This window comes from Vibrio sp. QJM3NY_27, from assembly GCF_057785955.1.
The window spans coordinates 1,319,987-1,343,740 of sequence record NZ_CM173511.1 but is presented as its reverse complement, the minus strand read 5'-3'; the positions used below and the strand labels follow the sequence as shown (position 1 = coordinate 1,343,740).

Annotated in this window: 18 protein-coding genes and 1 pseudogene; 13 read left to right on the top strand and 6 right to left on the bottom strand. The window is 41.2% G+C overall.

What is annotated here, in order from left to right; genetic code table 11:
- Positions 1 to 240 precede the first annotated feature (240 nt).
- The 3 genes from AC3CIA_RS06115 to rsuA form a co-directional block, all read right to left on the bottom strand.
- Positions 241 to 900: a DUF2913 family protein gene (locus AC3CIA_RS06115; protein ID WP_010441495.1), complete on the bottom strand. Its 660-nt coding sequence runs from the start codon at positions 898 to 900 to the stop codon at positions 241 to 243.
- Positions 900 to 2,117, bottom strand: a complete 1,218-nt coding sequence (locus AC3CIA_RS06110; protein WP_017079054.1) for a Bcr/CflA family multidrug efflux MFS transporter — start codon at positions 2,115 to 2,117, stop codon at positions 900 to 902. Before AC3CIA_RS06110 ends, AC3CIA_RS06115 begins: the two co-directional genes overlap by 1 nt.
- Before the next feature lie 192 nt (positions 2,118 to 2,309).
- Positions 2,310 to 3,005 carry a 16S rRNA pseudouridine(516) synthase RsuA gene (gene rsuA / locus AC3CIA_RS06105; RefSeq protein WP_004734669.1) on the bottom strand — a complete coding sequence of 232 codons (696 nt, stop codon included), beginning with the start codon at positions 3,003 to 3,005 and terminating at the stop codon, positions 2,310 to 2,312.
- 97 nt (positions 3,006 to 3,102) lie between these two features.
- Between rsuA and radD the strand changes: the two genes are divergently transcribed.
- The 4 genes from radD to AC3CIA_RS06085 all read left to right on the top strand — a co-directional run bounded on the left by radD (position 3,103) and on the right by AC3CIA_RS06085 (position 7,564).
- Entirely contained in the window at positions 3,103 to 4,845 is a 1,743-nt protein-coding gene (gene radD / locus AC3CIA_RS06100) for a DNA repair helicase RadD (RefSeq protein WP_171307738.1), read from the top strand.
- Positions 4,846 to 4,949: 104 nt separating this feature from the next.
- Positions 4,950 to 5,348 carry a PepSY domain-containing protein gene (locus tag AC3CIA_RS06095; protein WP_004734667.1) on the top strand — a complete coding sequence of 133 codons (399 nt, stop codon included), beginning with the start codon at positions 4,950 to 4,952 and terminating at the stop codon, positions 5,346 to 5,348.
- Positions 5,349 to 5,436: 88 nt separating this feature from the next.
- On the top strand, positions 5,437 to 6,096 hold the full coding sequence (locus tag AC3CIA_RS06090) for a response regulator transcription factor (protein ID WP_004734666.1): 660 nt from the start codon (positions 5,437 to 5,439) through the stop codon (positions 6,094 to 6,096).
- A gap of 121 nt (positions 6,097 to 6,217) precedes the next feature.
- A complete protein-coding gene (locus AC3CIA_RS06085) occupies positions 6,218 to 7,564 on the top strand; it encodes an ATP-binding protein (protein WP_054546590.1) in 1,347 nt (448 codons plus the stop codon).
- A gap of 60 nt (positions 7,565 to 7,624) precedes the next feature.
- On the opposite strand, the gene AC3CIA_RS06080 is transcribed toward AC3CIA_RS06085, so the two are convergent.
- Both AC3CIA_RS06080 and AC3CIA_RS06075 read right to left on the bottom strand, forming a co-directional pair.
- Positions 7,625 to 8,932 (bottom strand): LssY C-terminal domain-containing protein, encoded by a 1,308-nt coding sequence (locus tag AC3CIA_RS06080; protein WP_488518700.1) that lies wholly within the window; start codon positions 8,930 to 8,932, stop codon positions 7,625 to 7,627.
- Between the two features lie 14 nt (positions 8,933 to 8,946).
- Positions 8,947 to 9,675: a glycosyltransferase family 2 protein gene (locus tag AC3CIA_RS06075; RefSeq protein ID WP_488518699.1), complete on the bottom strand. Its 729-nt coding sequence runs from the start codon at positions 9,673 to 9,675 to the stop codon at positions 8,947 to 8,949.
- Between the two features lie 369 nt (positions 9,676 to 10,044).
- On the opposite strand from AC3CIA_RS06075, the gene rplY reads away from it, so the two are divergent.
- From rplY to AC3CIA_RS06045, 6 genes are all read left to right on the top strand, one after another.
- A complete protein-coding gene (gene rplY, locus AC3CIA_RS06070; RefSeq protein ID WP_017079048.1) occupies positions 10,045 to 10,323 on the top strand; it encodes a 50S ribosomal protein L25 in 279 nt (92 codons plus the stop codon).
- Between the two features lie 556 nt (positions 10,324 to 10,879).
- Positions 10,880 to 12,094 carry an ABC-three component system protein gene (locus AC3CIA_RS06065; protein WP_488518698.1) on the top strand — a complete coding sequence of 405 codons (1,215 nt, stop codon included), beginning with the start codon at positions 10,880 to 10,882 and terminating at the stop codon, positions 12,092 to 12,094.
- Between the two features lie 91 nt (positions 12,095 to 12,185).
- Positions 12,186 to 12,536, top strand: a complete 351-nt coding sequence (locus AC3CIA_RS06060; protein ID WP_488518697.1) for a hypothetical protein — start codon at positions 12,186 to 12,188, stop codon at positions 12,534 to 12,536.
- Entirely contained in the window at positions 12,537 to 14,459 is a 1,923-nt protein-coding gene (locus AC3CIA_RS06055) for an AAA family ATPase (RefSeq protein ID WP_488518696.1), read from the top strand.
- A 637-nt stretch (positions 14,460 to 15,096) separates the two neighbouring features.
- The gene (locus AC3CIA_RS06050; protein WP_488518695.1) at positions 15,097 to 16,671 is read left to right on the top strand and encodes a tetratricopeptide repeat protein; all 1,575 of its coding nucleotides are present in this window, start codon (positions 15,097 to 15,099) and stop codon (positions 16,669 to 16,671) included.
- Between the two features lie 31 nt (positions 16,672 to 16,702).
- Positions 16,703 to 19,522 (top strand): DEAD/DEAH box helicase, encoded by a 2,820-nt coding sequence (locus tag AC3CIA_RS06045; protein WP_488518694.1) that lies wholly within the window; start codon positions 16,703 to 16,705, stop codon positions 19,520 to 19,522.
- A 106-nt stretch (positions 19,523 to 19,628) separates the two neighbouring features.
- Here AC3CIA_RS06045 and AC3CIA_RS06040 read toward each other — a convergent pair.
- A pseudogene (locus tag AC3CIA_RS06040) lies at positions 19,629 to 19,843 on the bottom strand (integrase); the annotation flags it as partial.
- 148 nt (positions 19,844 to 19,991) lie between these two features.
- On the opposite strand from AC3CIA_RS06040, the gene AC3CIA_RS06035 reads away from it, so the two are divergent.
- The 3 genes from AC3CIA_RS06035 to AC3CIA_RS06025 all read left to right on the top strand — a co-directional run bounded on the left by AC3CIA_RS06035 (position 19,992) and on the right by AC3CIA_RS06025 (position 23,444).
- On the top strand, positions 19,992 to 20,813 hold the full coding sequence (locus AC3CIA_RS06035; protein WP_488518693.1) for a restriction endonuclease: 822 nt from the start codon (positions 19,992 to 19,994) through the stop codon (positions 20,811 to 20,813).
- A gap of 385 nt (positions 20,814 to 21,198) precedes the next feature.
- Positions 21,199 to 21,981 (top strand): hypothetical protein, encoded by a 783-nt coding sequence (locus AC3CIA_RS06030; RefSeq protein WP_488518692.1) that lies wholly within the window; start codon positions 21,199 to 21,201, stop codon positions 21,979 to 21,981.
- A 512-nt stretch (positions 21,982 to 22,493) separates the two neighbouring features.
- A complete protein-coding gene (locus tag AC3CIA_RS06025) occupies positions 22,494 to 23,444 on the top strand; it encodes a hypothetical protein (RefSeq protein WP_048658376.1) in 951 nt (316 codons plus the stop codon).
- Positions 23,445 to 23,754: the final 310 nt, after the last annotated feature.

Here is a 23,754-nt window from a genome sequence, read left to right as displayed (position 1 = left end):
AAAAGCAGATACGGGATTCGAGTGGCGGGATGCGAAAAGATTAAAAGCAGATACGGAATTCGAGTAACGAGATGCGAAACGATTAAAATCGGATACGGGATGAGAAACGATTAAAAGCGGATTCGAGTGCCGAGATGCGAAAAGGCTTAACAGCAAATTTGCGACACGCGCTATGAGAGGCAAAAAAAGAGCAGATAATTCCGCTCTTCGTATCTCTCATCTCGTATCCAGAATCCACTACTAGCCAATAACGCTAATTGGGATCTCTGCAAGTTGGTTGCCTTGGTTAGCAGGGTAAACGATGTATTCACCGTGATACTTCACCGCAGACTTATAGTCCGTTACTTTGTGAAGCATGAAACCCGCTTCCATCGCTGCTTGAATGAACTCAGCGTGGTTACCACGAACAAACCAGTTCATTGGCTTAACCATCAACTCACCGTCGAAAGAGTCGTCACACTGTTTGCCACACAAAGCAAAAGAGTGCTCACCATCGGTGAAGAATTGAATCTTACCGCCAGTCGTTAGCTCGTCTTCACTTGATACACTCCAACCCATCTCGTACATTTTGTCCATGAACGCTTCAACATCACTGTCTTTTAGCGCTTTAGGCTCTTCGCCTTCAGGGAAAAAACGCCCGTAAAACGCAGAAATACGTTTAAAGGTAAAAGTTAAATCAGAGTTATTGCCTTTTGAGCGACCCTGTTTCTGCCAGCGAACCAAGTCAGGCACAATCACGCGATCATAAGCTTGGGATTTAATCGCCTTTGTTACCCATCGAACAAGGTAAAGGTTGTTCGCGATAGGCGCATCAATGGCCTTACCAGACTTATGTAGAGCATATAGCTCGCCTAGCGCATCATTCACTAACTTCTGAATTTCAATATAGTATTTTGACATTATGCCTTCTTTCCTAATGTCCAATATAGTAATGCTGACATTACTGCACACGCAGCCATTACCATAGCCATAGACCCAGCACTGTCACTTGGCAGCATCGCAACGATAGCCCCAACGACAGAACCAGTACCAAATCTTAATGTTCCCGCAAGCGATGAAGCCGTGCCTGCCATGTTTGGATAACCACTGAGCAATAGACCCATAGAGTTACTGCCAATAGTAGAGATGGTGCCAATAAATAGCATCACAAACGGCACAATTCCCCAAAGCCCGAGATCCAATGCCCAACCGACAAGTAAACCTACGCCAGCCAGTAATTGGATGACCAGCGCTGCTCTCAGCATGGTATGAGAGCCGACCTTCTTAACGATTCGACCATTGATTGTCGTCATCAGAATCATCGCAACAATGTTCAGACCAAATAGGTAACCAAACAGGTCAGGACGTACGCCATAGACATCAATGTAGACAAAAGAGCCTGCGGTTAAGAATGCAAACATCCCAGAGAACGAAAACGCACCCGAGAAAATCAGGCCCATAGCGGTCGGGTTTTTACATAAACGAGCGTAATTACGAATCGTGGTTTTAAAGCGCAATGGTTGACGATTATCGACAGGCAATGTCTCAGGAATTTTGATTATCACCGCGAGAATGACAATCACCGCAAAAATAGCCAATACCCAAAAGATTGAACGCCAACCGAACCACAATGCTAAGTAACCACCAATCATCGGCGCGATAAGTGGTGCAACCGTCATCACTAAGGTAACGAACGACATGGTTCTTGCGAAATCTTCACGGTCGAACATATCACGCACAACCGCTTGGATAATAACCGCAGCCGCAGCACCTGCAAAACCTTGAGCCGTACGAACTAACGTTAACGCTTCAATGCCATGAGTCGTCGCACTCACAACAGACGCGACCGCAAAAAAGAATACACCAATCAGTAGAACAGGCTTGCGACCATAACTGTCGGCTAACGGACCATGTAACAACTGACCTAATGCAAAACCTGCGGTGTACGCTGTGAGTGTGATTTGAACTTCACCCGCTGTAACGCCTAGATCTTTGGCGATCGTTGGCATAGCAGGCAGGTACATATCGATGGCGAGTGGTGTCAGTGCACCAATCGCACCCAGAACCAAAAATAGCATCCAACCTAACTGAGGAGTTTGTGGTTGTGAGCTTGGGGTCTGTTGGGTAGACGTTTGCATAACTCTCCGACTAAGTACTAAGTTCTATGTGAGCACGAGCATGCACGCAGCAATATACGAATACGCACAGTGATACACGAATATGCGCACACATACATGAACATATAGTAATAATGGCTGAAACTGTCCTAGTACCAGTCAAAATAATCAGCCGACGCTATCCTTGGTCGGCTACATCTACGGCAGAAAAGATTACTTCCAGATAGAGTCGACTTCTTCTTGTGTTAGGTAACGGTATTCACCCAACTCCAAAGATTCATCCATCTCGATTTCACCGATACGCTCACGGTGTAACCCTTCAACTTTATTACCAAGTGCCGCAAACATACGTTTTACTTGGTGGTATTTGCCTTCGTGAATCGTTAATAGTACTTCACGCTCAGCACGAACTTCTAAGTGTGCTGGAAGTGTTAGGCCATCTTCGCTCTTAAGCTGGATGCCCTCTTTGAATTTTTCAACGTAATCGTCTTCAACAGGTTCAACCAACCACACACGGTACGTCTTCTCGCACTTGTGCTTTGGTGATGTGATGCGGTGAGACCACTTACCATCATCGGTAATCAACACAAGACCCGTCGTATCAATATCTAGACGACCAGCAAAGTGCAGCTTGTCCATTTTGATTTCATCGAGTAATTCAAAGGCGATACGATTTGCGCCATCTTCATGCGAACAAACAAAGCCTTCTGGCTTATAAAGCATGATGTAACGTGGGCCGTGAACATTCAGTTCATTGCCTTGCCATTCCACAACGCACTCTTCAGTTACCTTGAGTGAACCGCTTTTTTGAATGACATCATTTACTGTCACTGCCTTGGATTTTAATAAGTGTGTTGCTTCTCTTCGAGTGACGCCTAATGCATCGCACAGAAATTTATCTAAACGCATGAATACCTCAACTAATCTAAGTCGGGTATTATAGTCACCTTTGCTCAATTAGTTGAGCTATTTCACACTATTTGTTTTCTACCCTACAAGACGCGATATGTATACACTCCGCCCGTACCAAGCTGATTCTGTAAAATCAGTGATTCATTACTTCAGAAAACACCAAACTCCAGCTGTTCTTGTGTTGCCTACAGGCGCAGGAAAAAGCCTTGTGATTGCAGAGCTAGCAAGGCTTGCAAAAGGTCGAGTGCTGGTACTCGCTCACGTTAAAGAGTTGGTAGAACAAAACCATGAAAAGTATGAAGGTTATGGGCTGAAAGGCTCAATTTTCTCTGCGGGTTTAGGGCGAAAAGAGACAGACCAACAAGTGGTGTTTGCTTCGGTTCAATCTGTGGTTCGCAACCTCGATTCATTCTCTAACCAATTTTCACTGTTGGTTATCGACGAATGCCACCGTGTTCCCGATGAAAAGACCAGTAGCTACCAAAAAGTGATCACTCACTTACGCGAGAATAATTCGGGGATCAAGGTGCTTGGGCTAACCGCGACCCCCTATCGTCTTGGTATGGGTTGGCTTTATCAGTATCACACGCGTGGACAAGTACGATCTGAAGAGCCTAGGTTTTTCAGAGATTGTATTTTCGAGTTGCCGATTCGCTACTTGTTGGACGAAGGCTTTCTAACACCAGCACGCATGATCGATGCGCCAGTATTGAGCTATGACTTCTCACAGCTAAAACCTGCAAGTACAGGTCGTTACAAAGAAGCCGAACTCGATATGGTGATTGAGCAATCTAAACGTGCGACCCCACAAATTGTCGACCAGATCATTGAACTGGCCAAAGACAAGTTAGGGATCATGGTATTTGCTGCCACTGTTAGACACGCACAAGAGATCCTTAGCTTACTGCCCGAAAGTGAATCATCGATCGTAATCGGTGACACACCAACTCTCGAACGTGACCAAATCATCAGTGACTTCAAAGAACGTAAAATCAAATTCTTGGTTAACGTATCGGTATTAACCACAGGTTTTGATGCGCCTCATGTGGATTTAATCGCGATTTTGCGCCCGACAGAGTCCATCAGTTTGTATCAACAAATCGTTGGCCGTGGCTTACGCTTATCGCCGGGTAAAAAAGAGTGTTTAGTGCTCGACTATGCAGGCAACAGTTACGATCTTTACCAACCTGAAGTGGGCGACCCTAAACCCGACTCAGACAGTGAAATCATCACCATCCCCTGCCCTGCATGCGGCTTCAACAACAACTTCTGGGGCAAGCTAGACAGCAATGGCTTCTTGCTCGAGCACTTTGGCCGTAAATGCCAAGGCTACTTTACCGATGAAGACACGGGCGAACGCGAACACTGTAATTATCGCTTCCGAGCCAAATACTGCGGTGAATGCGGCGCTGACAACGACATTGCCGCACGTATTTGTCATGAGTGCGATGCCACCTTAGTCGACCCAGATAAAAAACTTAAAGAAGCACTAAACCTAAAGGATGCGTTGGTGTTTGAGTGTTTAGAGATGGATCTTAACGTTCTCAAGGACGACAAAGGTAAGTCGCAACTTAAAGTCACTTACCGTGGTGAAAACCAAGCGCAAGTGCATGAGTTTTGGTCACTAACCACCAAAAAGCAGAAGCAGAACTTCAAAGACCAGTTTGTTCGCCCTCACCTTGCAGACAGACACCGCCCTTTTGAGGAAGCCTCACCAACGAAAGTGGTTGCTCACCAACATAGATTCCGCCCACCTCAATTCGTGATTGCGCGTAAAGTCGGGCGTTTTTGGAAAATGAGAGACAAGATATTCGAAGACGAGCTTCAACAACGTTAACATCTCATTTTTTGAGAACCTAAATCTCATTATTCATCAGGTTCACTTTCTGTTCAGAATTACTTTTTTATACTGAACGCTATCAACCTTCTCTAGGATTCGCTATGTTTAGTAAAGTTATGATTTCTATGTTTTCTTTAAGCTTAGGCTTATGTGTCGCCGCTAGTGCGTGGGCTGACTCAGATCATAACGGTCATGATCTTGTACAAGATGTCCATAAAGCGGGAACCCGTATCGAATTTGAAGAAGATCAAGACGAAGTCTACGAAGCCGTACGCGAAGGCTATATTCGCCCTTTCTCAGAAATGTATGCGGCCGTTGAGAACGATCTTCATGGCAGAATCATTAAAGTAGAGCTAGAAGAAGATGACGACATTTGGGTGTATGAACTAAAAATCAATTACCAAAACAACATCATCAAAGTCGAATACAACGCTGAGACGTTAGAAATGCTCATGATTAAAGGCCGAAACTTTAAAGACGCAATTAAACACGGCGAATAATTCAGAGCCGCAACGTTAAAGACGCCATTGATCACGACGAGCAATTAAGCACAACGAACAGTCATTACAAGAATTAAGAAGAACAATTATGAAAATTTTAGTCGTTGAAGACGAACCTCGCTTGGGCCAACAAATTCTAGAAACCCTTGAGGGAGCCGACTGGGTTCCAGAACTTTCTCAAGATGGTATTGATGCACTCTACCGTGCAACATCAGAAGAGTGGGATGCTATTGTTCTCGATTTAGGTCTACCTAAGCTGGACGGCCTAACCGTATTAAAAGGCATTCGAGACGAAAACATTAACACGCCAGTGATTATCTTAAGTGCGCGTGACACGCTTACGCAACGTGTAGAAGGCTTGAATGCAGGTGCTGATGACTACCTAACTAAACCATTCGAAATGGTCGAGCTGATAGCCCGCATTCGTGCTCAACTACGCCGAGCGTCAGGCAGTGCTGCTCCTATACTTCAAATTGGTGATTTAAGCCTAGACACACGCAGCTCTAAAGTGTTGTGGCAAGGTCAAGCGGTTAGCCTCACGGCGCTAGAATATAAAGTTGTCGCGTACTTCATGCATAACCAAAACAAGGTTATCTCGCGCACTGAGTTGGTTGAGCACATCTACAAGCAAGACTTCGACCGCGACTCGAACACGGTTGAAGTTTTCATCGGTCGTATTCGTAAGAAAATCGCACCTAAGATTATCAAAACCGTTCGTGGCCTTGGCTACCAACTGAATGCTGAATAATGCTGTATTTAATTAAGCTAAGAGCAGTCGTCAATTTAAGCACAACCATCAATTAAGTGGACAGCCTGTGCTGATCGTCGTTGTTCTAATAGCAAGATGAGCAAAGACAGGCTGGTAACGTATGAATCTAAAAAAACGAACACTTAAAAACGTCAGTCTTAAAAGCCGCTTGCTCCTCGCTGCGGCTTTTTGGCTAGGTGCGATGATATTAGCGGCAGGCGTCGGAATACCTAAGTTGGTTAACGATTACTTGGTCGATGACGTCAAGCAACAGCTCAGCCTAACCATGGACGAGTTAACCGCCAACATAGAAACCAACGACAGTGGTAACCTCATCATGGCAGAGCGTCTGTCTGACCCTAGGTTTAACCAACCCTACAGTGGTATTTATTGGCGAGCTGCTACCCAAGACCAGATTATTCGATCTCGATCTCTATGGGACAAAGACCTCACCATCAAGCGTTCTCCTATCCACACATCGGTCAAAGGGCCACAAGATGAGAAGCTGATTTACATTGAGCAAGACATCTACTTACCTGAACTAAATGAGCCCGTTACCATCACCATAGGTATTGATGAAGACCCACTAGAATCCACATTGACCGAGCTTACTAGTCAAGTATGGTTGATTCTGATGTTGTTGTTTGTGGGTGTGCTACTGCTCATCGGCATTCAAGTCAGTTGGTCACTACTGCCACTTAATAAAATGCAGCGCGAACTGGTGATGCTAAGAAACGGCGAGCAACAAGGGTTAAGCGATAACTATCCGAAAGAGGTTTCCCCATTAGTTTCTGACCTCAATGCCCTACTCTTCCACTATCAAGAGTTATTGGAGCGAGCTCGTAACCACGCGGGTAACTTATCTCACGCGTTGAAAACACCGCTTTCAGTTCTGAAAAATGAGATAGAGCGACTTCCAGACGATGACAAAACATTGTTACAACAACCCATTCATCAGATTCAGAACCAAATAGATTATCACCTTGGCCGTGCGCGCATGGCTGGTGCAATGAACATTCTTTCGGTGAAGTCTTCACCTTGTGAGCGTGTTGAAGCTATCTCAATGGCGTTTGATAAAGTCTACGCTGCTAACGAAGTCACCATGATTAACGAGTTAGACTCTGAGATTGAAGTAGCGGTAGAAAAAACCGACCTTGATGAAATGGTCGGCAACCTACTCGAGAACAGTTACAAATGGGCGAGCAGCATTATCCGAGTCCATTCGAATGAACTCGACGATGGCAACATTGAATTGGTGATTGAAGATGATGGCCAAGGCATTCCTGAAGAGAAGCTTGAGCAAGTCACCAAACGTGGTGTTCGACTTGATGAAACCACACCGGGAACAGGATTGGGGCTTAACATCGTGAATGAAATGGCGCACAGCTACCGAGGCAGCCTAACGCTCAGCAAGAGCTCAATGGGCGGATTGAAAGCCTCTCTGGTGCTTAAACTAAGTAAGGGCTAACCACCGCAATAAGCCCTAGCGTAATGCTAGGGCTTAGTTCACTCGACCTTATATACGACTCTATATATCGTTCACAGCAACATCCAAAGCTTGTGAATCATCGCGGTAGGTCGCTACTCCGATCATCAAGACCCTGCCATCAGTATAATAGTCATGATCGTCATTCATCACTTCTACGGTTGCCAATGGATACTTGTCTAGCTCGATGTCTGGTAGTGACGTTTGTATCTGATTAGCGAGCCTATCTCGCTCTTCATCAACATTAGGGTCGATGTTATGAAGTATGGTCACAATGCCTGAGTAAGGGGTGACCTTAAGGCCATCATCATAGCTAATTGCGCCTAACCACTGAGGCTGGTTAGTTTTAATATCAACACCAGCACGCCACCAGCGAATATGACTGCGCTTCATCAAGTTACCCGGCAATTGAAACGCCATATCTTGTGGCTTGTCTCGCCAATACAAATCAGACACTGGTGGCGTTTTGTCTCTAAGCAATGCGAGGTAACCTGCCCATTCAATCTCGTTTCGAGAGAACGTTTGATTCTCTATCCAGCCTAATTGCTTCATTAAATCTCTGGGAGTCGCTCCAACATAAATTACGTTGATCGCTTGTGCCGAGTAGAATGAAGATTTGCCTGGGAATGCTTTATAGGTCACCGAATTCCAGTCGACTTTTTCAATTTGAACCATCTCTTGTTGATTCTGAAAATCATCGGCCTTCCAGAAAAAGTGAGCGTAGTTCGCAAACAATATCCACGCCAACAACAGCGCACTGGATTTAAGCACCAAGCGTCGCCACTTCATTCGATAACCAATAATGGTGAAAACCAATACCGCGAATACCCCGACGATCAAACTATTATGCTCAGAGATAAATATCTTAAGGCTATTAAGCCACGGAAAATTTTCAACGCCGTGTGCCAGTAACATACCCCAAGCAATGAACTGTCCACCACCAAGAGCCAAGCCGAACAACGCCAACACACTGAAATTGCGCCAAGGTACACGATGCGAACCCGCTATAAATGGCACAACCCAAGCGATAGGCCCTAATAAACGAGCAAAAAGAATGATGTATGTGCCTTTGCGAGCAACCAGATAGCGGCAGCGAGCAATTAATCTTTTGGTTTTAGGACGAAACTTAATGAGCCTTCGTTGCGCCTTAACACCGTATTTATAACCAATGAAATAACTGAGTTGGTCACCAAGAAAACCACCTAGCATCACCAAAACCAACGCCATCCATGCACCTGAATACAGTTGAAAGCCCGCTGCGATAAAGAAGGGCTCTCCCGGTACAAATAGGTTTGGGCCAATGAGAGCATCACCCAATGCCCCTAGAAACAGCCCTAGTCCATCAAACATAACAACCTCAATACTTACTGCTCTTTGTAGTGACCAAACTTGTAGTTCATCTCGTTGTTACGCATTTCGCCTTTGAAGAAGCGTCTTACATTGGCTTTAAGATAAGTTGAGCCTGTCTTCACAACGCCATCTTGGTCTAATCGACGAGGGTCAAAACCAAAAGTCATATTCAGGAATCTAAATCGCCATGTCTTGCTCGCACGTTTTACGTAGTCACAGTCTTCACACAGGACGATATCTTCATCGAAACCGCCGATTTCATCATGCGCACGTTTAGTCGAAAAAATACAGGCACCAATCGCCGTCGGGAAAAAGAACTGTGTAGTGAACAAGCCTGCGTTAAATAAGCCGTAACCAAACTTGTGTACAAGCGGCAGACCTTTCGAACTCATGTACACACCCGCAACTTCAAGCTTCTTCTCTTCTAGTTCATAAAGTGCTTTCGCAAGGAAGTTTCGAGGCAAGCTCACGTCAGCATCTAAGAAAAGGATTCTGTTGTATTGCGCCAATGAAGCACCCGTGTTCCGGCCAAGGCTCACACCACGGTTTTCCATATGATGAACAGTTAATTTTGGTAACGCGTTTTCATAAGCTTGTGCCACTTCCCTTGTGTTGTCTTCACTGTTGGAGTCGACGACAATCACTTCAAACTCTTGGTGGGTTTGCACACTCAACTCTTCCATTAAGCGGCTAATGCGTTTCTCTTCGTTTAGCGTAATTACGACAATGCTTACCGGTTCCATATTTTCACCTATTCATTCTGCTGTTTGATTAACACTAAGATTAACGAACCAAGCCTTAACCAAGTCTTAGGCAAACATTCATTTTCCGTTCATTAACTTAATGATTTAGCAGCGCTATAAATAGATAACATTGGCAATGTAAAAGACGATAAAATGGGGTAAATAAGAGTTAGTGAACGTTTTATCTTCAAACGAATCATTTATCGAAGGAAATTCACTTTGAGATGGGCTTCTGACTTGCTCAGATTTGAATGTGATGTTAGTATCCGCGCTCGCTTAAGCATGAACTCGTTTATGCATAAGCTTTACCACATACTCAAGGTCGCATTGAGGTGTGAAGTTAATTTTTACTAATTTGAGAGTAAAACTATGAAATTTGAAGCAGTAGTACGTACTGAACTAGGTAAAGGTGCGAGCCGCCGCCTACGTCACGCTGGTAAATTCCCAGCTGTAATCTACGGTGGCGAAGCAGCAGCTGTAGCTATCGAACTTGTTCACGCTGAAGTGATCAACCAAATGGATAAGCCTGAATTCTACGAAGCAATCACTCTGTTGATTGACGGCGCAGAAGTTAAGGTTAAGCCGCAAGACGTTCAACGTCACGCGTTCAAGCCTAAAGTTGAGCACATGGACTTCATCCGTATCTAATTCCCTACCAAGGAATAAGATTGGATAATTCCAAGCCTTCTGCATAGAAAAGATAATCGATCTTACCAGTCGAGAAATCTAGAAATTCGAAACCCCGATGCTACCAACATCGGGGTTTCACCGTTTTTGAGCCCTCAAAAACGTCGTAAATCTCGCGCAATATACTGAAAATAATCAACTTTCCCCTTCCCCACTTTATCCCGTTCTTGCTTGGGTGGATTAAGGGTGGACGAAAGGTGGACTTATACAGTAGTTTTCTCAACTAAAAGCTTAGATGTATTTTTGAACAAACTCAACGATAAAAAGTTCATCCATCACGTATCTGCACCAAAATGAAACGAAACCGCTATAAGAGCGAACAATAAAATTCTTATTTTGAATACTCGCTAACTAGTGGGTGGCAAAGCCAAGACATGAGCTGTCGTTTCTCCATCAAATCCCACCATCACTCGAAAAACAACGCAGATCTAAAAAATAAGATAACCTATTGATTTGATAAGTCTGCATAGTGTTATGATATAAAATAAATTGAATATTTTATCAGTAGTGGTCGAACATGAATAAGTGCCTAGTTATTTTTGTCCACGGTTTAACCGGCGGACCCAACACATGGAAAAACTCCAATAACGAGTCGTTTTCAGAGCTTCTTAGAAAAAATCAAGAGATCAGTAGTTCATTTGATTTTATGGAATTTGATTACTTTACGAAGATAATCAATATCAAGAACTCAATCCTATCCCATAGTCTGACTAAACTTGTAAATTACGTACCAGGCATAAATATATCAGTACCTAAACGGCAGAAAAATGTGTCTTTCCTGACTTTAAGCGAAGAGTTAGCAACCTTTATCCAATTTAGCTGTAGCGACTACGAGAAAATAGTCCTCGTATCCCATAGCATGGGAGGGCTTATTTCCAAAAAAATGATAATTGATTTGAGTGATAACTCATATGATGAAATCCATAGTGAAATTGTTGGTTATATTTCTTTGGCAACTCCACATAAAGGCTCCCTACCAGCTGCATTATTTGGAAAAACAAACATTAACGTGAAAGAGTTAGGACCATTAAGTAAAGAAATAGCTAACTTAAACGACTCTTGGATAGAATCTATTGAACAAATGCCTTTATCTCGCTATGTGATCGCAAAAAATGACGATTATGTAAATCAAGTCAGCTCAGTTCCATCAACAAGTAACAAGAAAAAATTTAAAACCGCATTAGTGGACCATGACCATACTTCAATTTGTAAACCATCCGATAGTAGTGATATTTCATACAAAATAGTTGAAAGATTTTTATTAGATGTAAAGGCCAACATTGATATCGAAAACTCGTTAAATATAAAGTACGACCCTAACTTAAGCTCATATGATAAAGAAATATTTGTATTAAAAATGATGCTGGCACAAGTTGAAAAGGGTTTAATAGAAGACGCAAAAGAAAGTTTCTTCTATACCGACGTTATTTTAAAATCAGCCCCAAAAAAAGACAGGTTAATCTTTGAACAACTACAAGTTAAAGTAGTTAATATGTATAAAACATACTCTTCATGTTCTCAAGGTAAATCTAATAGTGAAATTGTTAAAGAAATCCACCGAAAAATAATTGAGCTTGATAAAACATCTATTGACTGTGTTCTTGAATATGTAAATTTCATGCATAAAAAAGGGCTTTTACATCATGAAGCAAACAAATACAATCTAAACATCAATTGGTGCAATAGTATTAAAATATCTGATATAACGAATGAGATTGAAATAAATGCATGATTTCAGAGAAGAGCGATTCTACAAAATGTATATTATTATGTTCATTGTCCACCACTTTTCGACCAACACTAGGTCTAAGAAAATACTCACCATGAGAAAAATAGAATTACTCTATTTTATAATTAAAAACCCTATAAAACTCAAAACCACACTGGAAAAGCTAGAGTTAGGGAGTGTTAGAAACTACAAACCACTACTCTACGATAATTCAATTATGGCAGAGGACTTTGATTCACCTGACAATATAAAAGAAAGCATAATTTACTTATTAGAGTTGGGGGAAATAAAGAGTGAAATTATTGAAGGAACTAGATATTTCTACTCGGATTTTATTAAAGAGTTCAAAGCACCTAATGAAACCATAAGGTCAAATTTAAGAAACCTAACTAAAATAGCATCACTGCCTGAGACAAAGTTAACAAAATCAATAATAGGATTATAAATGAACAATATAAGCATGATTTTCAAAAAATTAGTTATCGGTGGTGTTGATAATGAATATACATGCAATTTTGACGAAGGATTGAATTTAATATGGGGAGATATGGACTCCGGGAAGTCTAGTATATTGAACCTAATTGACTATGCCTTAGGTGGAGGATTTAATGAACTTCAACTTGATTATGATGAGTTACGTTCTAAAGGAAGGTTTGTACAGTTAGAAGTAGAGTTCAATGAGAAAGTGGTTACTTTGGACAGAGTTTTGGGCTCAAATGTAAACACAATAAAACTCTACCATTGTAGCCAAGAAAAAACCAAAGATGTATACCCTCTGATCTGTGGAGCTTCATCCGCTTCAACTGAACCTGACGGGTGGATCTCTGACATAATTTTGGATATGCTCGGAATCCCAAAAGTAAGAATTAAAGAATCGAAAAAAAGAGACAACGCTAACTCAGACCGCTTAAGTTTCAGAGATCTAATGAAACTTATTTATCTGAAACAGAAAAAAGTTGCCAGTGATACATTAATGGATGCAGCTAACCCATATGTTCATAATAAAAATATTGAAGTTCAAAAATTCATTTATGGTGTTCATGACGACCAACTTTCTGAGCTGAATGAGCAACTAAGGCATGAATCCACACTGATTACATCCCTGACACAAAACGCTACGAGTATTCGAAACTTCTTAAAATCAACAGATTCACTAACAGACACTAGCCATGAATACGAAGACATTAGTAATAAAATTGAATCTATCAATGAAGAGATATCCAGATTAAAAAACAGTAAAACTCACTCTTTAATCGTTTCAAATGATATAAAAAAGACAATTTACAATCTAGATAAACAAATAAACAAAATAACATTAGATATCAAAGAAAGCGAAGATAAGTTAAATAACTATTCAAAGTTAAAGAGTACATATCAACACGATATAAGTTGTATCAAAGCATCTAAGACAATGAGGCTATCTTTAACTCCTAAGGAAATATCTGTTAGTAAAGCTTCATGTCCTATGTGTAGTTCAACTATTACTTTATCTGACCCTGTTATCGATGAAGCCTCATTAGATCACGAAATAAAATCTCTAAGAAACCGTCTTGCTGGTTGTGATAATACCATTAAGAATTTGCTAGTTAATATTGAAGAAAATAAGTTATTGAAAAAATCTTTAGAAGATAACTTATCTGAAGTTCGTTCTGACTTTGACGTAAATAGTTTAGAAACCCTTTCTCCTACCATTGACGCGATAATTAAAGCTGAATCGATCAAACGTAACTTGATTAGCCATCACTCTTTACTGAAAAAGAATATGATGCTAACAAAAAAACTCGATGAGAACTATACTAGCATTGAAAGTAGAAAATCAAATTTAGAACAAATTAAATTAAAAATAGAGAATATCGAAGGCGACTTAGACAGTATAGATAATGTAATAGATGGTTTAACTAAAGAGTTTAAGATATTAATGAACCAATCGAAGTTGACAAACAATTATGGTGCGACTATCGATTCAAAGTTCATGCCTAAATTTAGAGACCGAAAATACAGTGAAATATCTTCAGGCGGGGTTCGAACTATACTATCGGTCAATACTTATATAGCTAGATTAAGATACACTATCAAGAGCGGAGCTTACCTACCGAGCACGTTAATGCTAGATACCCCAGGGCAAAACATTGGGCGTTACGCAAGATTAAACAATGAAGATACTGACAATATTTCAGATCCATCTATTTATGAAGAAATTTATCAACAAATAAAGAAAATAATAAAAATAAAACAAGACATTAAGTATCAAATTATCGTTGTAGATAATGATCTCCCTAATTGCTTGCAACATAGTGAATACAATTTAGTTAAAAGGTTCGACAAATCAAACCCCGACTACGAGAAAGGGTTAATTAATGATGCTTAATAAGTAAAAGCAACTCCCTTCTGAAACCAAAAGAACCAGAAGGGAGTAATAAAACCACACTAAATCTTTCTATTTCTAGCCAGTAACTTTGCCTTTTCCTGCCCGTGTTTACATTGTTATCACTCTATAATTACGATTCCGCACCTATTACCCCAACTCTATACGCTCTTCAAGCAACAGGTCCCATAAAGCTATCAATTGAGCAACTAGTACATTGTGCCATTCACTCCGTGTAAATCTCGACCAATGCTAGATGTTTGAACCTTCTTATCAAAAGTGTCGTTATTCCTATGACTGTTGACCTTTGTACAACAGGTTAAACACCTAATATTCTATATTTGGGCGCTCTAACACCTGTAATAAAACGCTATGCCACTTTGCCGATTGGTAAACCTATCTCAAAAACACCCAAAGATTAGAACGATACGTACACATTATCAGATAGTAATTTCACAATTGTGTTTCATATGGATTAATTAATTTGGCTATGGCCTGCAACTTTCAAAAATCTCGATATCCGACAGCACTTCAACTGGAGTAAACTGTCCTTCCAGCATTTATTTCTGTTGCTGAACACCTAAATGACAAAAATCAATTTTACTTCTCAAGGGCGTAATCGTCCTGAATGGCAATAAACATGGCAACCGACCGTTTAGAGTACTTAATAAAAAAATGCAAGCTGCAGTTAGACAAAAAGCGGAAGTCGGAGGCACGCGCATGGCTTGAAATTGCGTTGGATGAGTTCCCTAGTAACAGAGAGCTTCAACGCTTCGCTGGTAAAACCTATCTACAATTAGGTTTGACCCAGAAAGCCATCCACTTTCTAGAATTCAAGCATACAGACAATATCGTTTACGAATCTGCCGAAGGATACATGCACGATCGCGTCACTCAAAACGATCTCACTATTATTCAGCAACAGCTTGATAGCACTAACTTTCCTTCCTTCGTTAACCCTATCATTGACGTCGAGCGAGCAACTCCCACAAGAAAAACACTCGCTCTTAACAATAACGTTGTGCCTTCAAGAGCGAGGAATATTGAAGAAAGTAGCGTCTATTCAAGTCATTCGGGACAGAGTCCTGTTTTAGTAAAACACCTGAAAACAAAAAAAACACCGAGCGTTAGTAGAATTTCCGTAACAAACAAAAGCAGCTCAGATACGAAAGCTTCTCTAAACGAGATTGAAACAAGAGATAAGGAAACTGTCCAAGCGCATGTAGCTTGCACACCTTCAGAATCATCTGTTTCCAAAGCTGAGGCGATCAACTCACTATCTGAGCATATGGAAGATTTTGAATTCCATACTGAGTCCGAGCATGAAGACAATACTCAATATGAAACAGCTCAAATTTACACCTCTGAGCAAACTCTGTCGTCGCAAGAGATTTTCCAGCCGTCAAATTGCGATTTGGAATGGACACAAGATCCACTGGATTTACAGCTCTTTCAAGACGACGAATTCCTACTGGATTTTGATGAAGAAGGTTTTGATCTGTTTGATGCTTCAGATGATGCATTTGTCTCGGCATTCAGGGAATTTAATTTCGAGGAGGAGTGTGAGGAAGAGCAGCAACCTTTTGCTGAAGAAGATGATGGAAACAGCTCCAAGCTGACTCGCTGGGAGCGCGCGCAACAAATAGCTGTCGAAGTTATCTATTCAACAAACTGGTCTGGTAAAAATCTTGCGTTTCTAACTGACGTTTTCTACGAAAATGGGTGGGGAGCAACAAGGGTCACCATAGAAAAAGAGATTCTCAGTGGTACTACTATTGATGAGTTAATGCTCGCGCGAGACTTCAAAGAGATTTGGAAGAACTGCGATCGCTACTGGATCACACTAAGTAAGCTTGGCCCCACCGCACATGTAACAGAAGCCACCCACCGACAAATGAGTTGGGCTCAAACAATAAAAATAATCCGCTGCTTCAACTGGTTGCCAAGCATTGAGGAGTTAGAAGTATTTTTGGAAGACGAATTCGAATATTGGTATCAACACACATTGATGCGTAGAGTTTTCCCCGTCTTTATGAAATATCTCTGCTATTACAGGGCAAAAAGCACCCCATATATGGACTTTGAGTCTAGACCATATCAACCAGATCTGACTGATGACCCAATGGATAAAGGCGACTTCATTAACTGTAACTCTGAAAATCGACAGCGCCTGCATGAGATCGGGCTCGATGCAATCAAAGTGAACATTCACTGACATGAATAGTCAGCTATCAAAGGAAAAACCTATGAAAGATACATCTGACAGGCTCACGCCAATCACCGGAACTGCAGTGAAGTATGGTGAAAGTTGGGGAATCATTGAATCTATATCTGAAAACACCGGAGAGCTTTTAGCCACAGTTCAGTGGTTTAAAGGTGGCGCATCAACTGTTAGCGTAGAACATCTTACCTGTGGGTTTCAACGTAATATGGAAGTACGCCATAAACCCTTGTCATTCTCTCAACAGTCTCTAGGCTGTGGCAATGTCGTCAGTGTTCGAACTATTGCCAATCGTGAACAGGTGCTTGTCGACTTTCCCAACAAAGGACAACAAATATGGCTTCCATATGAGTCACTCAAATTTATAAAAGGCCCAAAATTAAGGTACTTCGGGAAAGATACAGGGGCAGCAGATGCAGCTGAAAGATTTCGGCTTAAGTCTTTAGCACACGCTATTGAAACATGGAATGAAAATTCCGGTGCTTTGTCGAAGCTAGATATTGATCCTCTACCACATCAAATTCATTTAGTACACCACATACTCGCTCATGGAAATCTGAACTGGATGATTGCTGACGACGTCGGTTTAGGGAAAACCATTGAAACGGGAATGCTACTCAAAGCTCTTAACCAAAGGGGGATGGCACGTCGAATTTTGCTAGTAACTCCCGCAGGTCTTACCCAGCAATGGAAAGAAGAGTTACATGAGAAATTTGGGTTTGGCGATTTCCGTATTTACGGTGATAACTTTAACATCGATGAACCTCGCGAATGGGGTATGTACAATCACGTAATTGGGTCTATCGACAGGTTTAAAGATCCCGAACATCTGATGAAATTAATGCACGCGGATTCTTGGGATATCATCATTTTTGATGAGGCGCACCGTTTAAGCCGTCGTCAAAACGGTATGAGCTTTGATAGTTCAATGCGTTTCAAACTAGCTAAATCTCTGCGGAAGAAGACTGATGCTCTAATTTTGCTTAGCGCTACACCTCACCAAGGAAAACACGACAAGTTTATTAGCTTGCTTGAACTACTGCGACCAGACCTAAAAAAGAAAATCGACACTTTAAAGCTCAACCCAGAGCTTTTGAAGGAAATGCTCTACCGAAATAACAAATCTGATGTAACTGATGCTGAAGGCAATTTCATCTTTGAAGGCAAGGTCACTAAAGCGATTACAGTTGAAGTTGATGAAGCATTTTCAGCTTTTGATCGTGATTTGCAAAGTTATCTCCGTAAAGGCTATGCACAAGCAAAATCTCTCGGTAGTGCAGGTAACGCTATCGGTTTTGTTATGACCATATACCGGAAGCTCGCAGCTTCAAGTGCTAAAGCAATAAACTCCGCACTTCAACGCCGTAAAGCACGTTTGGAAGGAGAACTAGGGCAACTACCAAAACTTGAAGACCTGCTAGATGCAGACCAACGATATATCGGTGAGTCCGAAGAGAATTTCGACCACTCTGCTAAAGAGTTTTTCGATGGCGAGATAGCGCTTTTGGATGAATTAATTGCTAAAAGCGAAACCCTACTTCTCAATGATAAAAAAATTAACGAATTTCTAAATGGAATTATCAGCCAGATACTTAACAATAACCTCAACGAAAAAGTTCTAATCTTCACCGAATATCGCTCCACACAAAACTACCTACTTGAAGCATTAAACAAAAGGTTTGGTTGTAATAAGGTCGAACTGATCAACGGTTCAATGAAACATCCAGATAGAAGGGAAGCGATAAAACGATTTGAAGAAAGTGGTCAGTTTTTGATTTCTACCGAAGCTGGTGGAGAAGGTATTAACCTCCAAAAAAACTGTCACATTATGGTGAACTATGATCTTCCTTGGAACCCTATGCGCTTAGTTCAGCGGATTGGGCGCTTATACCGCTACGGTCAAAAGAAGCGTGTTATTGTTTTTAATATCCATTCCCCTGGAACAGCTGATGAACAAATCATTGAGCTCATGTACGAACGAATCAATGAAGTTGTTAATGATCTGTCCACCGTCGGTGATGAATTTCATGAACGGTTGAGCGATGACATCTTGGGTGAGATCGCGGATTTGGTAGACGTTGAATCTATTCTACGAGAAGCGACTTTAGAAGGAATTCATAGAACTCAGCAGAGAATTGATGATGCATTAGAAAAAGCTAAGAGTGCCGCTAATGTTCAGCAAGAGTTATTTGAGCATGCATCAAGTTTCGATCCAAGCGATCTTAGAGGCGGCTTCATACCAAGCGAGCACCACTTGGCGAGTTTTGTTGAATCAATGTTTGGTTATCTTGACATACAAATCATAGATAAAACGCATGGCGGACAGGTGTGGCAGGTTCGCTTGTCCGAGGAGTTACAAGACTCTTTAGGAACGCGAAAATCTCGTTTGGATTTAACACTGAATCGGGATATTGCATCTAACCGCGAGAACATTGAAGCTCTCGACCTTGACCACTTGTTGATGCAGCACATGTTGGAAGTCGCTAAGTCCTACAGCTTCCAAGGGCAAACTGCGTCTATCCTATCTCCTGCCCCATTATCGGGTTCTCTGTTCTGTGGATTTCTGAGATGGCAAAATAATCAAGGAGTTAGGCAGCGCCAAGAGTACATGACTTGGTATGTAGACCCTAACGGTGATACGCGAGAAAACGACTCTAGTGTAATAGATATGTTTAAGAACCAATTCTCATCGTCTCGTTATACTCATGAACCTGAGCAAAACAAATTCGACTTCAAACTCTTGGAGATTTCCGTTGATGACAAGTTAGCGGAGCTTTCAAGCAAATGGATGCAGCCTGAAAACTCTGAGCTAGTTGCTGCTGCTTGGCTAAATTCAGACAGTTGATGTTCTATAATTCTCTCCAACAAACGCAAATAGGCGAAAGTATTTAGGTCTAAGTAATAAAAAAGTTCGAATTCCGAATAAGGAATCCGAACTTAACTTACAAGCTTTAGCGGCCTAGGTAAGCCGCGATAGCCTCTTCTCTTCCATGCCCTAACTCTTCGGTAATGACCATTCTTGCTTCAAAGTCGTGCTGTTTGTCCATTCCGGTTAGTCCCTTGGTTAACGGCCCCCTCCCGCAGCAGGAGCATTAAAATCCGTCAATTCAAAGTATCGCTGAGCCGCATACGCATGCAATGAACCATGCACTTTATCTAAGCCTATTTAGATAAAAATTCTTTTGTGTTTTTTCATCTAAGAAGCATATTTAGTATTACTGAAATCATTACCCCAACACATATCAACAACCTCACTATTTCAAGTACTTATAACTTGTGCTTTAATGCACCAATATGCTACTGGGTGAATTGAAATGGCAAAAAAACATGATGGGATTATATGGCACTTAATGGACGCTCCATGGTGGCTAAGCGTATTGCTATCAGCATGTATTTATTTTGGACTTTCATATCTATTGCCTAGCTTAGCCATTGAAAGTGATAACTTTCTCTTTAAAGCTATAGCTCCAAATTTACCCTTGATGGCACCATACTTTACGTTCTTATTTTTGCTTCCTGCACCGATAGCGTTTTTCAAGCAGTACAAGAGGAAGAGAACCTTTCTTACGACGAGCTCTCAGCTTAGAACGCATAAAAATACCTCACCGCTAAATAACCTAAACTGGATAGAGTTTGAAAGTTACATTGGGGAATACTTCAAGTCTCAAGGATATTCAGTAAAACAATCCTTCACTCAGAAAGCTGACGGTGGTGTAGATATTTGGCTGACAAAGGATAATGAATTAAGCCTTGTTCAATGTAAGCATTGGAAAACTCGCAAAGTGGGAGTGCAAGTTCTAAGGGAAATGTACGGTGTCATGATCGCGAACAATGCCAGCAAGATGATTATTGTAACATCAGGAGACTTCACTTCTGAGGCCGTTACCTTTTCCCTAGATAAACGCCTTTGGTTGGTCAACGGCAGCGAACTAATTCATATGATTGAAGATGGGCGAAGCTTTCAGAATAAACCATCAATACCTACTCCAGCACCAACAGCTATCGGTGAGTCTAGGACCTGCCCACGTTGCCAGTCTAAGCTCGTAATACGTGTCGCTAAGCGGGGAGCTAAAACTGGAATGTCTTTCTATGGTTGCTCAACGTATCCCAGATGTCGTTATACATGTGATTGTTGAATTCCCATGTGAATATTTGTTGTGTTTTTATTGAGAGTACGTATAGGTATTCCCCTCCTAACTTAAAAATATCCAGAACCTTCATGCACTGAATCTTACCCCGTGGCACTTTAGCTCGAAAGTACTCCATTGCTTCTTAGCTCCGCCGAACAGAGTCCTTCGAACATTCTAGAACAGACCATAATTAAACTACTCCATGTGTACGGTAGTTATACGGATATTTTCGGTAGGTTTCTTACGAATATCTCTTTCGATTCACACAATAGCGTTATACTTATTGAGTTTCATAATAGACGACAGCAACATAATAAAAACGCAGATACGGAAGAGTTACCTCCGTAAAGCCTTAGGTATTTACATATAGTTTTAGCTATGAGGGGGTCAAATGGGTGACTGGGATCATTTACATGACATGCATAATGAAGGTTATAACGCTGATCAGATAAGTGACGCAGCAGCTTGCGGGTATAACCCATATGATATTAACCTAGATCTATATGCTTTAGGGTTATCTCCTAAAGAATGGGAGGCGGCTGATAGTAATTTCACTTCAGAGTTGCCTAAAGTTAACCCCAAGTTAGAGGTGATCTTTGAGGAGCTGGTAAATAATGCCGAAGCTTTCTACAAGCTTACAAATCGTTATTTGCAGATTTGGGGGGAATTAGGAGAGTTATACGCCGAAATTAACTATGGGATCAAGCGGCATAAACCACAAACTAAAGGGTCAGACGGAAAGCTAGGAAATGACTTTATCGAAATAAAAACGATTTCTCCTGAAAAGAATAAAGAAGAAGTGAAAGTGAAACGCGCTGGAAACTTTAATAAGCTTCTAATTGTAAAAATATCTTCCGACTTTACGTTTGAAGGGCAGTTAATCGCCCGAAAAGATCTACCGAAAGGTGAAGGGAAACATGCAAGAGCTTCATGGGCTCGTAAGAAAACTGTAGGTACAAAACCACAAACTGTAATCACAAAATCAATGACTGGCTCACCTGAAGCCAAAATATATGCAGCCCTAAAGCTTCCTACTTATTTAGACACCGAACTTCAAAACAAGCTTGGTTTGTCAGAGTCAGATTTCACCAAAGCAGTTAGTGAGCTTTCTAAATCCCAAAAGATTAAGCGTTCACTAGAAGATAGTAAAAAATGGATACGTAATACAAAGTAACCTGGTAAATCGACAAGACAGATTTGCAACGATTGGCATTCTCAGTTCAAGTAGAATTTAGTGCTTACAGTTCAATTCTAAATAAGTTGAGTGATGGCGTCGTTCACTGCTTAATGCTACATCAGTCAACCCTCAATCTAGTAAATTAGTAAAATCGGTAACTAATAATTGTCCAGAATAGTGCCGACTGGTACGTACAAAACGAAACTGCCTCAAAGTCATTTTGGGTAGAATTTCTACTACTTTTCGATTCAGCTAATTTGTCATAGCTGAAGTTATCAAAATGCTCACACCTTTACTTACGTGGTCAGATTTACCGTATCATAACGTCAGTAGGCGATAAGAGTAGGGCTGTGATTAAGTAACCTGCCCCTTAAACAACCTCACCCTGCCCTCTTAAACTTGACCTTAACAAAAGTCATACTAATAGTGTGGTTATCTCCCAAAGTGCAACTAGTATTGTATGTGATATCTATTCATTCGACTAAAACTGATTATGGAGGTCATTTAGAATGAAACATACAGATGGAATTGAATTTTTTGACTCAGATGACATTGAAGAGCTCAATGCAAAACAGATTAACGCGTTGTCACCTGACGAAAGAGCAGCTTTGAGCAGTGCCGAAGCAAGACTGAAGAGTAGCTATACCGAAAAGCAACGTCTCATGGATATGTATACCGATGAGATGAAGCTATCTGGAAAATCACTGGGTATTAAACATCAAAAAGCCTCAACGTCGAAAAAAGAGTTCATAGAAAAATCGCAGGCTCCTAACTACTTCATTTGCTTAGCAGGGATTAAAGAATATTTCGAGTCTAATGAGAATCTGATCGCTTTCAAAAACACTGGAGGACTTTTTAACGCAGGTGTGTGTTGGTGGCATTCGCGCTTGCAGCGAGCTGCATTATACCTTACTACATACAGACCAAATGAACCTAAGTGCTCCAAGAAAGAAGCGAAAAAGATCATCCGCAACCTAATTAAAGCCAAAGAGGTAGCAGAGATTAGCGGGTTCAATAATTTTTCTGAGTTCTCAATAGAATTCAAAGAGGAAATACAAAAGTACCTAAATCTATGGCAGCTTTATGATGGTCTCCTACTTTGGCAGTGGATCAATGGGCTTTCTGGTAGCTATGAGACAACACCTGAAAAGCTAAAAAAATACATGGATGAGATCTATGAAGAAGTAGCGGTTAGAAAAAGAATCGCTTACGTAAAATTGCAAATAAAAGGGATCGATTCTCATGCATTATTAATAACTGAAATTGAACAAGCTTCCGATGGTCAGGGGTACATCTTTAATTTCATTGATAGCAACAGTCCCGATTCAGCTTTTACTGCTTACTACATGTACGGACAAACTCACCTAGACCTATACAATAAATCCGTACCGTACCTGCAAAGAGAGGATGACATCGATAAGTTTTTAAGTGCCATCGATAAATACAGCACTGGCCTATGAACTTAATTATGGTTCCTAATACTTCAATTTCTGAACAGAGTAGCTTCACTATACGTTGCTACTCTGTTACTTGGCACCAAAACTACGAGCCCGTGTTATTTTTTACCCTGTTAAGATACCCCATTTAAGTGCTCAATTTCCGTCTAATACGCTTTTACCCATTTTTTATCAAAGACGGCACCAGCTCAATCGGTGTCGTTCTGCGTTTTAGGCGACTAAAAGTTACCCGAACGACAGACAACGCGTGAAGCCTGTAACAAGCTTTTGCCCCATTCCTTTTCAGCGCGAAAGTTTACTCACAATCTGTGAT